General features: G+C 60.8%; 15 protein-coding genes. 2 read left to right on the top strand and 13 right to left on the bottom strand.

The features are described from left to right. Window positions 1–36: 36 nt before the first annotated feature. Window positions 37–279 carry a hypothetical protein gene (locus AB8A50_RS27595; protein WP_439079592.1) on the bottom strand — a complete coding sequence of 81 codons (243 nt, stop codon included), beginning with the start codon at window positions 277–279 and terminating at the stop codon, window positions 37–39. Between the two features lie 385 nt (window positions 280–664). On the opposite strand from AB8A50_RS27595, the gene AB8A50_RS27590 reads away from it, so the two are divergent. Further along, window positions 665–910: a hypothetical protein gene (locus AB8A50_RS27590; protein WP_439079591.1), complete on the top strand. Its 246-nt coding sequence runs from the start codon at window positions 665–667 to the stop codon at window positions 908–910. A gap of 11 nt (window positions 911–921) precedes the next feature. Here AB8A50_RS27590 and AB8A50_RS27585 read toward each other — a convergent pair whose 3' ends face one another. The 6 genes from AB8A50_RS27585 to AB8A50_RS27560 form a co-directional block, all read right to left on the bottom strand. Beyond that, complete coding sequence (locus tag AB8A50_RS27585; RefSeq protein WP_439079590.1) at window positions 922–1,386, bottom strand: GNAT family N-acetyltransferase; 465 nt, start codon at window positions 1,384–1,386, stop codon at window positions 922–924. After that, window positions 1,383–1,964, bottom strand: coding sequence for a glutathione S-transferase family protein (locus tag AB8A50_RS27580; protein WP_093759296.1), 582 nt, complete (start codon window positions 1,962–1,964; stop codon window positions 1,383–1,385). The genes AB8A50_RS27585 and AB8A50_RS27580 overlap by 4 nt, the downstream gene beginning before the upstream one ends. A gap of 105 nt (window positions 1,965–2,069) precedes the next feature. Further along, on the bottom strand, window positions 2,070–2,906 hold the full coding sequence (locus AB8A50_RS27575; RefSeq protein WP_184513871.1) for an outer membrane protein: 837 nt from the start codon (window positions 2,904–2,906) through the stop codon (window positions 2,070–2,072). 153 nt (window positions 2,907–3,059) lie between these two features. Beyond that, window positions 3,060–3,929 carry an outer membrane protein gene (locus AB8A50_RS27570; protein ID WP_068731233.1) on the bottom strand — a complete coding sequence of 290 codons (870 nt, stop codon included), beginning with the start codon at window positions 3,927–3,929 and terminating at the stop codon, window positions 3,060–3,062. A 470-nt stretch (window positions 3,930–4,399) separates the two neighbouring features. Then, a complete protein-coding gene (glmM, locus tag AB8A50_RS27565) occupies window positions 4,400–5,746 on the bottom strand; it encodes a phosphoglucosamine mutase (protein ID WP_089261706.1) in 1,347 nt (448 codons plus the stop codon). A gap of 250 nt (window positions 5,747–5,996) precedes the next feature. Continuing rightward, entirely contained in the window at window positions 5,997–6,194 is a 198-nt protein-coding gene (locus AB8A50_RS27560) for a hypothetical protein (RefSeq protein WP_439079589.1), read from the bottom strand. A 123-nt stretch (window positions 6,195–6,317) separates the two neighbouring features. On the opposite strand from AB8A50_RS27560, the gene AB8A50_RS27555 reads away from it, so the two are divergent. Then, a complete protein-coding gene (locus AB8A50_RS27555) occupies window positions 6,318–7,457 on the top strand; it encodes an alpha-hydroxy acid oxidase (RefSeq protein ID WP_184513869.1) in 1,140 nt (379 codons plus the stop codon). A 7-nt stretch (window positions 7,458–7,464) separates the two neighbouring features. Here AB8A50_RS27555 and AB8A50_RS27550 read toward each other — a convergent pair whose 3' ends face one another. The 6 genes from AB8A50_RS27550 to AB8A50_RS27525 form a co-directional block, all read right to left on the bottom strand. After that, window positions 7,465–8,268 (bottom strand): alpha/beta hydrolase, encoded by an 804-nt coding sequence (locus tag AB8A50_RS27550; RefSeq protein ID WP_439079588.1) that lies wholly within the window; start codon window positions 8,266–8,268, stop codon window positions 7,465–7,467. 25 nt (window positions 8,269–8,293) lie between these two features. Further along, the gene (locus AB8A50_RS27545; RefSeq protein ID WP_175367570.1) at window positions 8,294–8,923 is read right to left on the bottom strand and encodes a hypothetical protein; all 630 of its coding nucleotides are present in this window, start codon (window positions 8,921–8,923) and stop codon (window positions 8,294–8,296) included. Window positions 8,924–8,995: 72 nt separating this feature from the next. Next, complete coding sequence (locus AB8A50_RS27540) at window positions 8,996–9,841, bottom strand: shikimate dehydrogenase (RefSeq protein ID WP_184513865.1); 846 nt, start codon at window positions 9,839–9,841, stop codon at window positions 8,996–8,998. A gap of 142 nt (window positions 9,842–9,983) precedes the next feature. Further along, on the bottom strand, window positions 9,984–11,723 hold the full coding sequence (locus AB8A50_RS27535) for a SulP family inorganic anion transporter (protein ID WP_089261716.1): 1,740 nt from the start codon (window positions 11,721–11,723) through the stop codon (window positions 9,984–9,986). A 55-nt stretch (window positions 11,724–11,778) separates the two neighbouring features. After that, window positions 11,779–12,066: a helix-turn-helix domain-containing protein gene (locus AB8A50_RS27530; RefSeq protein ID WP_439079587.1), complete on the bottom strand. Its 288-nt coding sequence runs from the start codon at window positions 12,064–12,066 to the stop codon at window positions 11,779–11,781. A gap of 64 nt (window positions 12,067–12,130) precedes the next feature. Beyond that, window positions 12,131–12,640, bottom strand: a complete 510-nt coding sequence (locus AB8A50_RS27525) for a hypothetical protein (protein ID WP_439079586.1) — start codon at window positions 12,638–12,640, stop codon at window positions 12,131–12,133. Window position 12,641 lies beyond the last annotated feature (1 nt).

Genomic DNA, 12,641 nt, shown 5'->3' with positions numbered 1-12,641 from the left:
ACCCGGAGCGTCAAGCGACTTCCGGGCTATCACGCGTCATTGATCTTGGGTGACATCGCCCGCCGGGTCGTGATCCTTCACAGACGATGCATCACTAGGCATCGCGAGGTCACCGGACGATGCAGCGTCATCGGGTACCAGGGGCACGTCGTTCAGCAATTCCGACGCATAGACCACGAGCTGCGCGGCACGGCGGCGGCTGCCGACTTTCATGACGCTTTGATCGTCGACCTTCACGACATAGTCGCTGCCGACCTTCTCAATCGAATAATTGCTCATGAGTCCTTCCAACGTCCCCGCGTATATGGATACGTCGCTCGTCCCCGCACGTTCCGAAACAAATCCCATCAGCGCTTCGCTGGTTTACGGGTCATTAACCGGAACACCGACACCCACAGCCGCATGATACCGGCCCTCTTCGTCATTTCCCGCTGACGAAACGAACATGCGCGGTCAACGAAAAGGGCAGCGATGACCATCGCTGCCCTTACGTTTGAGGTTGCGTCTTACTCGCTCTCACGAGTGAAACGCCTATCGTCCGGCCTTGCCAGGAAAGCCCGGTGCATTCGGATTATCCCCAGGTAAACCGCTCGGCGACGCGCCGGTGCCGATCCGTCCCGGCGTCGTCGAGTTCGGCGCGCCCGGCTGACTCGTGCCGCCGCCCATGCCTGTCGTCGAATGCGTTGAGGGAGGCGACGTAGCGCTGGGGCTCGGCATCTGTGTCACCGGAGCGCCCGTGACACCGTCCGTGCCGGCGCCCTGGGCTGAAGCGAATGTGGTCGGGGCCAATAAAAGCGAGGCGGCAATGATGGCGGAAAAGCCAAATCGGGATTGCATGGGCGGCTCCATCGTTGATGACGATGGGCAACCACCGGTCCTGTTCGACGTTCCCGACCGCACGGCATGGTGATCGCGCGTGGCCTAGAAGCGGAACGTCATGCCCACATGACTGTCAGCGAAACAGAGCCGTTTGTAGAAGCGCTGGGCATCGACCCGGGTCTGATGCGTCAGCAGCTCGACGAGTTTGCATCCCCTCGCCTGTGCCTCGCCAATGGCCCATCGCACCAGTTGTTCGCCGATGCCCTGGCTGCGCAGCGTCGTCGACACACGAACATCCTCGATAAGCGCACGCGAAGCGCCCTGCGAGCTCAAGCCCGGCAGGATGCAGAGCTGCAGGCATCCGACCACGCTGCCATCGCCGCCTTCTGCAACCATCAACCGGATATTTGGATCATGCGTGACCTTATCGAAGGCCTCGTAATAAGATTGCGGCAGCGGATCCTCGATACGCTCGCGGCCACGGCCGAGCGCATCATCGGCCAACATTGCCGCGATCGCTGCGACGTCCTCGCGCTGCGCCGGCCGCAATACGATCTTCGTGCTCATACGAGGCCCAATGCCTTCTCGCTGTCGGCGATCCAGCGCCTGATCGACGCGTAACCGTCGAGATGGAAGCCCCCCTCATGGGCGACGCGCGTATAGGCCAGCAACGACGCGTCGGCCAGCGAGACGTGATCTCCGACAAGGAAACGCGATGTCGTCAGGTGATGCTCCATGCGCACCAGCGCGAAATAGCCGCGCTTCAGCTTTTCGGGATCGAGATCCGAAATCGCCTTGCCAAGATAGACGATCTGATAGCGGCACACCGCGATATAGGGCTCGTGGCTGTATTGTTCCCAGAACAGCCATTCGTCCATCTTGGCGGCGTCATAGGCATCGGTCGGGATCAGATCGCTGCCACGCGCGAGATAGCGGATGATGGCATTGGACTGCGCGAGCGGGCGACCGTCATCGAGCACAACGGTCGGCACCTGGCCGGCGCCGTTAAGCGCCAGAAACTCCGGCGTCCGGCTCTCGCCCTTGCTCGTGTCGATATCAATCCACGTATAGGGAAGTTTGAGGTGATCGCTCACCCACTTCACCTTCAGGCAATTGCCGGAATTCAGATCGCCGTAGATTTTCATGATGACTGCCCCGCCGCGATGGACGGGGTAAAAGCATCACCTGCATCGAGACATGTCAACAGCGAGACGTCCCGTAACGAGGAGGCCGCGCCGCGACGTGTCAGATCAGAACCGATAGCCTACACCGGCGCGTACGGTGTTGATGGTGGTATCAACCGCGGATGTGAAGCGGATGTATTCCCACTCACCGCGCAGGAACAGACCGCCGACGAGATTGACGTCAACGCCGAGGCCTGCAGTGTATCCATAGATCAGGCGGCTATATTGCCCATTCACTTGCGTGAGCGGCGTCTTCGGGCCCAGAAGGCTCGCTGGTGTCGTCGATGTGGGGCCCGCAATTTCCGTTTCGCGAATCGATACTGTTCTCACAGTATCGGCCTGGCCGAGCGCGAGACCGCCAAACATATAGGGCATGAAGCCGCCCCAGACGTAGCCGGCGCGTGCCCGGAAGGTTCCGATGTCACTGATGGCGATGGAGCTTGATGCCGATGACGTGACGGCATGATAGTCCCCGTCCGACAACAGCATGTAGCGGCTCATGCTGCCTGACGAGGCGCCACCGAACTTGCCGTGCAAGTAGCTCATTTCAAGGCCGATCACGACGTCGTCCCACTGGGAATTGTAACCGGCAAAGGCGCCATAGCCGTGACCGTGAGCGGACTGCTTCGTAAAGCTGAGCGGCCAACTCGACACGCCCATTTCGCTCTCGATCAATGTGTTGGAGAGCAGGCCTGCAGTCATTGCTGAATTTGAGCCCGTGAACTTCTCGTCGGAAGTGCCGTATCCGGCCTGTCCGCCGACATAGAAGCCTTCCCATGTCGGACGGTCGCGGCTCAGTCCCTCAGGGAACGAACCGCGCAGCGCCGGGAACTCCGGCATGTCGGCGGCTTGAGCGGTTTGCACTGCGCCCAGCAGCGCTGCAGCGATCAGAAGTCTACGCATCACGACAATTCCTCAACTCACCGAACTGTCCCGATCATCCGCTGTTAACCTTAATCATTGGTTGCGATGATACTACCCGTGCAAAACAAAACGGCGCGGGAAGCTCCCGCGCCGTTAAGGTCTCTTAAGATAGTTGAGGCAATCCGCTTAGCTTTAGCCCTTGCGGATCAACGGCGGCGGCGCATAGGCCGGCGGGCTGTCGAGGTTCCAGCGCACGCCGAGCTTCAGGTCATGCGAGGTGATGTCCTTGAACTGCATCGCCACGCCGCGGGTGAAGCCGTCATAGGTCGAGACCGGCCCGGTCTGGCCATCGCCGAGATTCATGTAGCTGTAGCCGAGTTCGACGGTCATTGCCGGATTGACCTTGTAAGCCAGGCCCGTGTGCAGGGCCCATGCGAAATTCCACTTCGATGCAGCAGGTGCACTTGCGTAGCTCGGGAACGGGCCACCGATGAAGGGCACGCCGCCGGCGGAACCGACATTGATCGCACCGTTATCCGTGTAGTTCCCGATATTGACGCGAGCCATACCGACGCCGGCGCCGACGAACGGTGTCACGCACCACCAGGTGCCGAGATCGACGTAACCATTGGCCATCACCACCCATTCGGACTTGGTGGCGTTGTAGTTGTTCACGCCGGTACCAACGAGGCCGCTCGACGGGAACGTCACGTGATCGGTGCCCTTGAAATTCGAATTGCCGCGATACTGGCCGGTGATGTCACCGCGGAACCAGTTGTTGAACTGATAACCGACGCCGAGCTGGAAGATGCCAGCCGTATCGAAGGCAGTGGTCTGCTGAAGCGAGAGCAGATTGGCGTTGCGACCATCACCCATCTCGATGTTCTTGACGCGCTGGTTGCTGAAACCGATATCGCCGCGCAGGTACCAACCGCCGAAGTCTTCAACCGGCGGCGGCGCATACATCTGAGGCGGTGGAGCAATGGGCATGTCGGCAGCGAGAACGGCGGTCGACATCAGGGAAGCCGCGCCCGCGGCCAGAATGAATTTAACGCTACGCATTGGCTTCGTCCTTTTGGGCCAAAGAGGCAACTAATGGAGGCCTCACACTCGGAAACTCACAGACGGACGATGACACCAACTCCTTAAGCGGCGCTTAACCCTAACTTTTAAGGTTGATATTTGGTGACGAAAATGCACGCAAATTCCATCACGCCACTGCGTCGCCACAGTTACTAACAATGTCTTGCTATCAAACCGCGCTGCAATGCGCCGCGGCATCGCCAGGTGTTAACGAGGACTTACCTGCCCGGAGCCTTCGGCTCTGACCGGATCAAAACCAGGCTCCAGCTTTTTGTTGACGCGTTTCCTTGATGCGAACCGGTGCCCACTTCGCTCCAAAGCGCTCCAACGCGAACTATCAAAACGCAAAAGAGCCGCCTCGCCCGATCAAATTCGGACAAGACAGCTCTTCATGTCAATTCGCAGGCATCGCGCGCTGGCGCCTTGGCCAGGGCGAACGAACAGGAAGCTTACGCCGCGGCTGCGTGGCCCAGCGCGTCAACGATGGAATCCACCACTTCCTCGACCATCACGCGGTCATCGCCCTCTCCCATTACGCGGATGACTGGCTCCGTACCCGACGGGCGGATCAGGAGACGACCATGACCATTGAGGCGCTGTTCGCCGGCAGCGATGGTGGATTTCACTTCTGCATCATCAAGCGGCTTGCCGCTGCGATAACGCACATTCTTCAGAATCTGCGGCAACGGATCGAACAGGTGGCAAACTTCCGACACCGGCCGACCGAGCTTGGTCACCACGGCCAGCACCTGCAGCGCGGCTACGAAACCGTCGCCTGTCGTCGCATGGTCCGACATGATGATATGGCCGGAGGGTTCGCCGCCGACATTGTAGCCGTGCTGCAGCATCTGCTCGAGCACATAGCGATCACCCACTGCCGTGCGGATGAGATCGATGCCCTGCCCCTTCAGGAAGCGCTCCAGACCGAGATTTGACATCACGGTGGAGACAATGCCTGGCTTGGCAAGCCGCCCGTCTTCCTTCCAGCTCTGCGCGATAACGGCGAGCAACTGATCGCCATCGACCAGATGGCCACGCTCGTCGACCATGATCAGCCGATCGGCGTCGCCATCCAGCGCAATGCCAATATCGGCGCGCATCTCGCGCACCTTGCGACTGAGCGCTTCCGGTGCGGTCGATCCGCATTCCTTGTTGATGTTGAAACCATCCGGCTCGACGCCGATGGAGATGACGTCCGCGCCGAGTTCCCAGAGCGCCTCCGGCGCCACCTTGTAGGCGGCGCCATGGGCGCAATCGATGACGACGCGCAAGCCATCGAGGCTGAGATTTCGCGGCAGCGTGCGTTTGGCAAATTCGATGTAACGATCATGCACCCCGTCGATGCGGCGCGCCCGACCGAGGCTGGCGCTCTGCGACAGTCTCTTGTCGAGATTCTCGTCGAGCAATTCCTCGATCTGCTTCTCGACATCGTCCGACAGCTTGTAGCCGAGCGGTCCGAACAGCTTGATGCCGTTGTCCTCGAACAGATTGTGCGATGCGGAAATCATCACGCCGAGATCGGCGCGCATCGACTTGGTCAGCATCGCCACGGCGGGCGTCGGCATCGGCCCGACCAGCAGCACATCCATGCCGACCGACGTGAAGCCTGCCACCATGGCATTTTCGATCATGTAGCCGGACAACCGGGTGTCCTTGCCGATCACGACACGATGACGGTGTTCGCCGCGCTGAAACACAAGACCTGCGGCCTGCCCAACCTTCAGTGCCAGTTCCGGCGTGATCAGACCATTGGCGCGGCCGCGAATGCCGTCTGTCCCGAAATATTTACGGCTCATGGTAACCCCCAATGTCCTCGCGCTTCGCGCGAGGGCTCAAAACCCTGTCTCAGGCGACTGACCCATTGGCAGCGCCATATATGTGACGGACTTATAAGGCTCGGGCCCCTAAAATCGCTTCAAAAAATATGATGAATCATTACCAAGGCCCGGAACACGTAATTAACGACAAGCCATTGATATTACTTATATACCTTACCTTTCACGTAATGCCTTCGATGGAGCATCGGCTAACCGGAACCCGGCCCGCTCAGCCCTTTCGCTTGATATGCGCGTCAGCCTTTGAATGGGCAGGCTGGGTTACACTGACCGGATCGGAGCCCGGAAAAGTCTCCTCCAACCCTTCGTCCAGCGCAACTTCCAGCTGTCGCTTTTCGTCGTCCGCGGCTGCCTTGCCGGGAGCCTTACCGGCCCCGTGGTCTGCTGGATTTGTCTTGGAGCCGGACATTCTGGCCTCCTTCAATTTCGACGACATCCCGATGACAAGGATGATATGGCGGACCGCCTAACCATGCTAGATGACACCGAAACAAGCAAATACAAGCAAAGACAAGAACGGCTGGGACATCTCATGAAGCATATCACCTGCATCGAAGATCTTCGCCTCGAGCATAAGCGCAACGTGCCGAAGGCGTTCTTCGATTACGTCGACCATGGCTCCTATAGCGAAGATACATTCCGCGCGAATTGCGAGGATCTGCAGAAGCTGAAGTTCCGCCAGCGTATTCTGGTCGACATCGCCAATCGCGACACCTCGACGACCATCCTCGGTGAGAAGGCCACCATGCCGCTGATCTGCGCGCCGGTCGGCTCAACCGGCTTGCAATATGGCGACGGTGAAATTCACGCCTGCCGGGCGGCGCAGGCGGCGGGCATTCCCTATACGCTCTCGACGATGTCGATCAATTCCATCGAAGACGTCGCCGAGAATGTCGAAAAACCGTTCTGGTTTCAGCTCTATGTCATGAAGGATCGAGGCTTCATCAAGGAACTGATCGAGCGCGCCATCAAGGCGAAGTGTAGCGCGCTGGTGCTGACCGTCGATCTGCAGGTGATCGGCCAGCGTCATGCCGACATCAAGAATGGCCTGTCGGTGCCGCCTCAGATCTTGAATGTGAAGAACCTGATCGATTTCATGAGCAAGCCCGGCTGGCTGGTGCGCACGCTGAAAGCCAAGCGGCGCAACTTCGGCAACATCGCAGGCTTCGTGAAGAACACCGACGATCTCGGCTCCGTCGCGCAGTGGACAGCATCGCAATTCGATGCGTCGTTGAACTGGAAGGATCTCGACTGGATCCGCAGCATCTGGCCCGGCAAGATCGTGATCAAGGGCATTCACGATATCGAGGATGCCCGCGAAGCCGTAAAGGTCGGCGCGCAGGCGATGGTCGTGTCCAACCACGGCGGACGTCAGCTCGACGGCGCGCCGTCGTCGATCTCGGTATTGCCGGGGATCGCCGATGCGGTCGGCTCGGAGATCGAAGTGATGTTCGACAGCGGCATCCGCTCGGGGCAGGACGTGATGCGTGCGCTCGCCCTCGGCGCCAAGTCCTGCATGATCGGCCGCGCCTATATCTACGGCCTCGGTGCCTATGGCGGCCCCGGCGTGACCAAGGCGCTGGACATCCTGCGCAACGAACTCAGCGTGACCATGGGCCTGTGCGGCGTGAATTCGATCGCCGAGATCGACAGGCACGTTTTGGTGCAGTGAGGCCTCGTCAGATCGCCGCGTCGATCCATGCGGCGATCGTATCGACGACTTTTTGCTCGATGCCGTAATAGCCGTGCGGAGACAGCGATCCGCAATCCGTGGACGAGCGCTGATCTCCGCCACTGACCCTGATGACCTTGACGCGCGGCGCGCCACTCATCGCTGCTGCGATCCTGTCGGCGTCTTCCGGCGGTGCGACATTGCAGCGATCGTCTGAATTGGCAACGACGAGTGCGGGCACATTGACTCGTTCAGGATGCGCATCGAACACCGTCTCGTGGCTGCCACCAAGGCGCGACACCGACTCAGTGAGCACGATACCTGCGATCTGACCGTCACGCAGATTCGCTGCGCCGTTCATCGCCGCAATCGAGCCTTGGCTGGTCCCGAGCAGGAAGACCGGTCCCGGCGCCTGCGCGTGAGCCGCAGCGACGAGATCGCCCACAAGTGCTGCATATTGCGGCGAGCTGCGCAGCCCGCGCAAGTTCTGACTATCGACGGCGTCGGGGATCAGCACCGCGAAACCCGCAGCATTCCAGAGCAGGCGCGAACGGACGACGAAGTTGTTACCGTGAGCTATTTCGCCATCCCGGGCGATGCCTACATCGCCTGCTCCGCCGGGCAGCATCACGATGGTCGCGCGTGGATGCGATGGACTGGCGTAGAGCGCGCGCTGCCGATCGCCGCCATGAACAGGCAGGTTCAGCACCCGCTCCGTCGTGGAGGGCGCTGTCTGCGCAGCAGCGAAGTGCGGCGCAGACAACAACAAAGATGCGAGGATGAGGCACGGTGCGAGCAATGGTCTGCGCAAGAGCTTCTCCGCTGTTTCGAATTTCTCACATCGGCGGCGTCAACCCATCCAGCCCAACATTGACCCGCGCCGTCTCGAAGGTGCCATCATCCTTCTTGGTAGCGCCCATGATGATGATCTTGGCGCCAGGCTTGAGTTCATCCTTGTTGCCCGGCACGAATGTCACGATCGGCGTGTCAGGCGTCACGGTCACTTTCTTTTCCCCGTCCTTGTACTTCACCGTCACCGTCTGGCCATCGGAGGCCTGGACCTTCTGATCGACGGTGGCGTTGGTCATGCTGCTGTTGGGGCGCAGATCCCAGGGGCGCGAGCCTTCGCCGGTGCCGCGCATCGCTTCCGGAAAGATATGGATCGCGATGGCCTTCTGCGACCCATCGGCCTGCGGCATGCCGGTCACGCCGATATAGGAGCCGGGCTTCACCTCGGCCATCGTCGTTCTGGCAATGCCTGTCACGGTGACATTGTCCGTCATCTTCACTTTGCGCTCGTCGCCTTCACGCGTCTTGATCGTCAGCACCGCGCCGTCGACGGCTTCGATGGCACCACGGATGCGCAGGGGTTGCGGCTGCTGCGCCGATGCGGCGGAAATCAGCAATGAACCAGCAAGAAGTGAGCCCGCGAACAAGCGAGCCGAAGTCGATACGATCTGAACCATAGGGGAATTTCCTTTGACGACAGCGCCCACCGCTGCAGATGGAAACCCCAAGGCCAAATAGCTATTCCTCGCTCACGCCACTGTGAGGTCGGCCTCGACGAGGCGACGCAGTTCCGGCGTCACATCGGGGCGCTGCCCGAACCAGAGCTCGAAGCCGCGCACAGCCTGATACAACAGCATGCCGAGACCGTCCGCGGTGCGGAGGCCCCGCGCCCGGGCGCCGGCGAGCAGCGGAGTGTCGAGCGGCACGTAAACTAGATCGGCGACGACCGCCTGGTCAGGCAACAGATCGAGGTCGATGATCAATGGCGGCTGGCCGCCCATGCCGAGCGACGTGGTGTTCACCAGCAAGGATGCGCGCGGCAACATGCTGGCGACATTCTCCCACGCCAGCGGCACCACCTGCGAGCCGAATTGCGCGGCCATCGCCTCGGCGCGATCGAGACTACGATTGGCGACGTAGACATGTTTGATTCCGCGTTCGAGCAATCCGAACACCACTGCACGCGACGAACCGCCCGCGCCGAGCACCAGTGCATCGTCCGTGTGGTCCCAATCGTGAGCCGCATGATCGAGATTGTCGATGAAGCCTTCTATATCCGTATTGGTCGCGCGCAGCGTGCCGTGGTCGTACCATAGCGTGTTGGCGGCGCCGACTGCGCGCGCGCGGCGATCCGGTGAGGTCAGCTTCAGCACACGCTCCTTGTGCGGGATCGTGACATTGGCGCCGATGTAACCGTGCTTGGAGAGGTTCATCACGAATTCGGCCACGCCTTCCGGCGGGATCGACTCGATGCTGTAACCGCCCGGAATATCCATGCTGCGCAGCCAGTGATGGTGGATCAGCGGCGAGCGCGAATGCGCGGCAGGCCAGCCGATCAAACAGGCGGCGCGGGGCGTGGTCTCGTTCGGCATCATTCATCCTTCGCTTCAGGCGGAAGCGTGCGTAGCATAAAAATCATGCAGGGGCTCTTAATCATCAGACAGTTTTGCGGCGCACAGCAAGTCCGGCAACCATGCAGACGATCAATACTGCAGCTGCGAGCAACTGCCGATGCCATCAGCTCGACGTCTCCTGGATCGCTGCAGCGCGTCGGATCTTGATCTCGCTGACGGCCACTGCAACATCAGCACGGTATTTGACCAGTGGCGGTCGCGCGCCGTGGGTCAGCAGCGCCCGGCGCACGCCCTGCGAGGTGCCGGTGAGAATGACGCGGACGCCCTGTCGCTTTGCCTTCTCGGCAATGCCCTTGATCGCATTCGCAGCAGTCGAATCCAGGAAGGGGACCGCGGCAAAATCGATCACGAAAGCCTTGTGGCGATCCGAGAAGCCCTCGAGCACAGATCCGATGGTGGAGGCCGCGCCGAAGAAAAATGCGCCGGTGATGCGATAGACAACGACGTCGGGATCGGCAGCGAGACCGGGATCATAGGGTTTTCGGTCGCCATTGGCGTCGTCGGCCTTGTCGGCCACCACCAGCGGCTTATCCGCCTCAATGCCGGTTGTTTGCGCCATGCGGTTGATGAACAGAATCGCGCCAAGCGCGAAGCCGACCACAATGCCCTCGGTAAGATCGCGGAAGATCGTTAGCAGGAAAGTCGCCGACAGCACGGCAGCATCGCCCCATGATGACCGCAGTAACGTCGCGAATTCATGCTTCTCCGCCATGTTCCAGGCAACCACGGCAAGCACCGCGGCGAGCGCCGCCAGCGGAATGTAACTTGCCAATGGCGCCGCGACGAGAATGAATACCAGCAGGAATACCGCATGCAGCATGCCCGAGATCGGGCCGTGCGCGCCGGCGCGGACATTGGTGGCGGTTCGCGCGATGGTGCCGGTCACGCAGATTCCACCGAACAGCGCCGAGCCGATATTGGCGATGCCCTGCGCCACCAGTTCGCAATTGGAGCGATGCCGCCGGCCGGTCATGCCGTCAGCGACGACAGCTGAGAGCAAAGATTCAATCGCGCCCAGCAGCGCAAAGGAGATGGCGTCCGGCAGAATGGCCTGCAGCTTTGCCAGGGAAATCGCGGGAAGCGACGGCAGCGGAAAGGATTGCGGAATGCCGCCGAACTTGGTGCCGATGGTTTCAACCGGCAGCGCAAAGAACCATGCCGCGACCGCGCTTGCGGCAACCGCGATCAGAATGCCCGGCCAGGAAGGCCGCAGCTTCTTGAGCAGAAGGATGATCGCAATGGTCGCGATGGTGATCGCGGCGGCCGACAGGTTGACGGTGTGGATCGCACTTCCGAGCACCTGCAGCTTCGGGATCAGTTCGCCAGGCTCCTTGCCGGTGAGTGTGAGCCCGAGGAGATCCCTGATCTGGCTGGCGAAAATAATGACGGCAATACCGGCGGTAAATCCCACCGTGACCGGATAGGGAATGAACTTGATGTAAGTGCCGAGCTTCAAATAGCCCGCCACCATCAGGAACACGCCAGAGAGCATGGTCGCGAGGATCAGTCCGTCGATGCCATGGCGGCTCACGGTGGCAGCCACCAGCACGATGAAGGCGCCGGCTGGACCGCCGATCTGAAAGCGGCTTCCACCCAGCGCAGACACGAGGAAGCCGCCGATCACAGCGGTGATGAGGCCACGATCCGGCGACGTCCCCGAGGCTATGGCAATCGCCATGGACAACGGAAGCGCGACGATTGCCACCGTCAAGCCGGACAAGATGTCGGCGCGCAGATCGGCGATGCCGTAGCCTTCGCGCAACACCGTGATCAATTTCGGCGTGAACAGTTCGGCGAAGGTCGGCTGATGCGGCCCCCACGCGCGATTTCTGGACATGTCCATTCCCGACTCGCCCCTGTCACCTGCCGCGGATCTCGATCGAGGCCGCGGCCCGTTCTCAATCCGTCAGCCTTGGCTCTTCAAGTTTCGGTGGTGGACCGGGCTGTTTCAGCCTCACCCCTCGTCCGCCGGAATCGCTGCGGACGTTCTCGCCGATCAAATCGACGCCCGAGCGATCGAGGGCATCGACAACCTTGATCAGCGAATCCACCACGCCCCTGACATTGCCTTCGCTCGCTTCCATGCGCTGGATGGTCGGTAGCGACACGCCGGCCATTTCGGCCAGCCGTTTTTGATCGATACCCAGCAGCGCACGGGCGGCCCGCATCTGAAACGATGTAATCAAGGGCGGTTTCCAGTTTCACGAGTCTTATATCATATGTGAGATATCTTCAATGATGTATAAAACATCACTCGATCGGCGAAGCCGCCATGGTCGCCATGAACTGGGCGACAGCGGCGCGCGATGTCAGGCGTCGTTTGACGCCGCCGAAGTCGTCGAACAGCGCCAGGTGGCCAGCGAACGAACTCGACGTTTTGCGCTGCCAGTAGGCCTCGGCCCAAGCCAGAAAATCTGCATGTTCCTCGGCCGTCGCGCCACCCCAGGGGCCCCGGAGAGCGAGGCTATCACGACAAACCTCCGGGCTCATGTCGAGCCAAATCAATGCTGTGGCGCGCGGCAATGCCGCTTCGACCAGCCAGCCGTAAACGCCTTCGATGATCCAGTTCGACTTCACGGCAAGGGCGGCCACCAGTTCTTTGGCCTGCCCCTCGTCGCGCTTCACACCGACCCTGTCCAGCCAATGGATATGATCGAGATCTGTGCGTTCGCCGCCGACGCGGCTTTCAAGCTGCCGCGCCAGCGTGCTCTTGCCCGAGCCGCTATTGCCAATGATTACAACCCGCGGTCCAAGCGTCATG

Origin of the sequence: Tardiphaga sp. 841_E9_N1_2 (genome assembly GCF_051811065.1) — a bacterium.
In the GTDB taxonomy this organism is placed as follows: domain Bacteria; phylum Pseudomonadota; class Alphaproteobacteria; order Rhizobiales; family Xanthobacteraceae; genus Tardiphaga; species Tardiphaga robiniae.
This window is presented reverse-complemented; position numbering and strand designations above follow the sequence as displayed.

Coding starts and splice junctions, on each gene's coding strand:
- AB8A50_RS27595 (WP_439079592.1), bottom strand. CDS start 279: ATGAGCAATTATTCGATTGAGAAGGTCGGCAGCGACTATGTCGTGAAG.
- AB8A50_RS27590 (WP_439079591.1), top strand. CDS start 665: ATGCCTGTCGTCGAATGCGTTGAGGGAGGCGACGTAGCGCTGGGGCTC.
- AB8A50_RS27585 (WP_439079590.1), bottom strand. CDS start 1,386: ATGAGCACGAAGATCGTATTGCGGCCGGCGCAGCGCGAGGACGTCGCA.
- AB8A50_RS27580 (WP_093759296.1), bottom strand. CDS start 1,964: ATGAAAATCTACGGCGATCTGAATTCCGGCAATTGCCTGAAGGTGAAG.
- AB8A50_RS27575 (WP_184513871.1), bottom strand. CDS start 2,906: ATGCGTAGACTTCTGATCGCTGCAGCGCTGCTGGGCGCAGTGCAAACC.
- AB8A50_RS27570 (WP_068731233.1), bottom strand. CDS start 3,929: ATGCGTAGCGTTAAATTCATTCTGGCCGCGGGCGCGGCTTCCCTGATG.
- glmM (WP_089261706.1), bottom strand. CDS start 5,746: ATGAGCCGTAAATATTTCGGGACAGACGGCATTCGCGGCCGCGCCAAT.
- AB8A50_RS27560 (WP_439079589.1), bottom strand. CDS start 6,194: ATGTCCGGCTCCAAGACAAATCCAGCAGACCACGGGGCCGGTAAGGCT.
- AB8A50_RS27555 (WP_184513869.1), top strand. CDS start 6,318: ATGAAGCATATCACCTGCATCGAAGATCTTCGCCTCGAGCATAAGCGC.
- AB8A50_RS27545 (WP_175367570.1), bottom strand. CDS start 8,923: ATGGTTCAGATCGTATCGACTTCGGCTCGCTTGTTCGCGGGCTCACTT.
- AB8A50_RS27540 (WP_184513865.1), bottom strand. CDS start 9,841: ATGATGCCGAACGAGACCACGCCCCGCGCCGCCTGTTTGATCGGCTGG.
- AB8A50_RS27535 (WP_089261716.1), bottom strand. CDS start 11,723: ATGGACATGTCCAGAAATCGCGCGTGGGGGCCGCATCAGCCGACCTTC.
- AB8A50_RS27525 (WP_439079586.1), bottom strand. CDS start 12,640: ATGACGCTTGGACCGCGGGTTGTAATCATTGGCAATAGCGGCTCGGGC.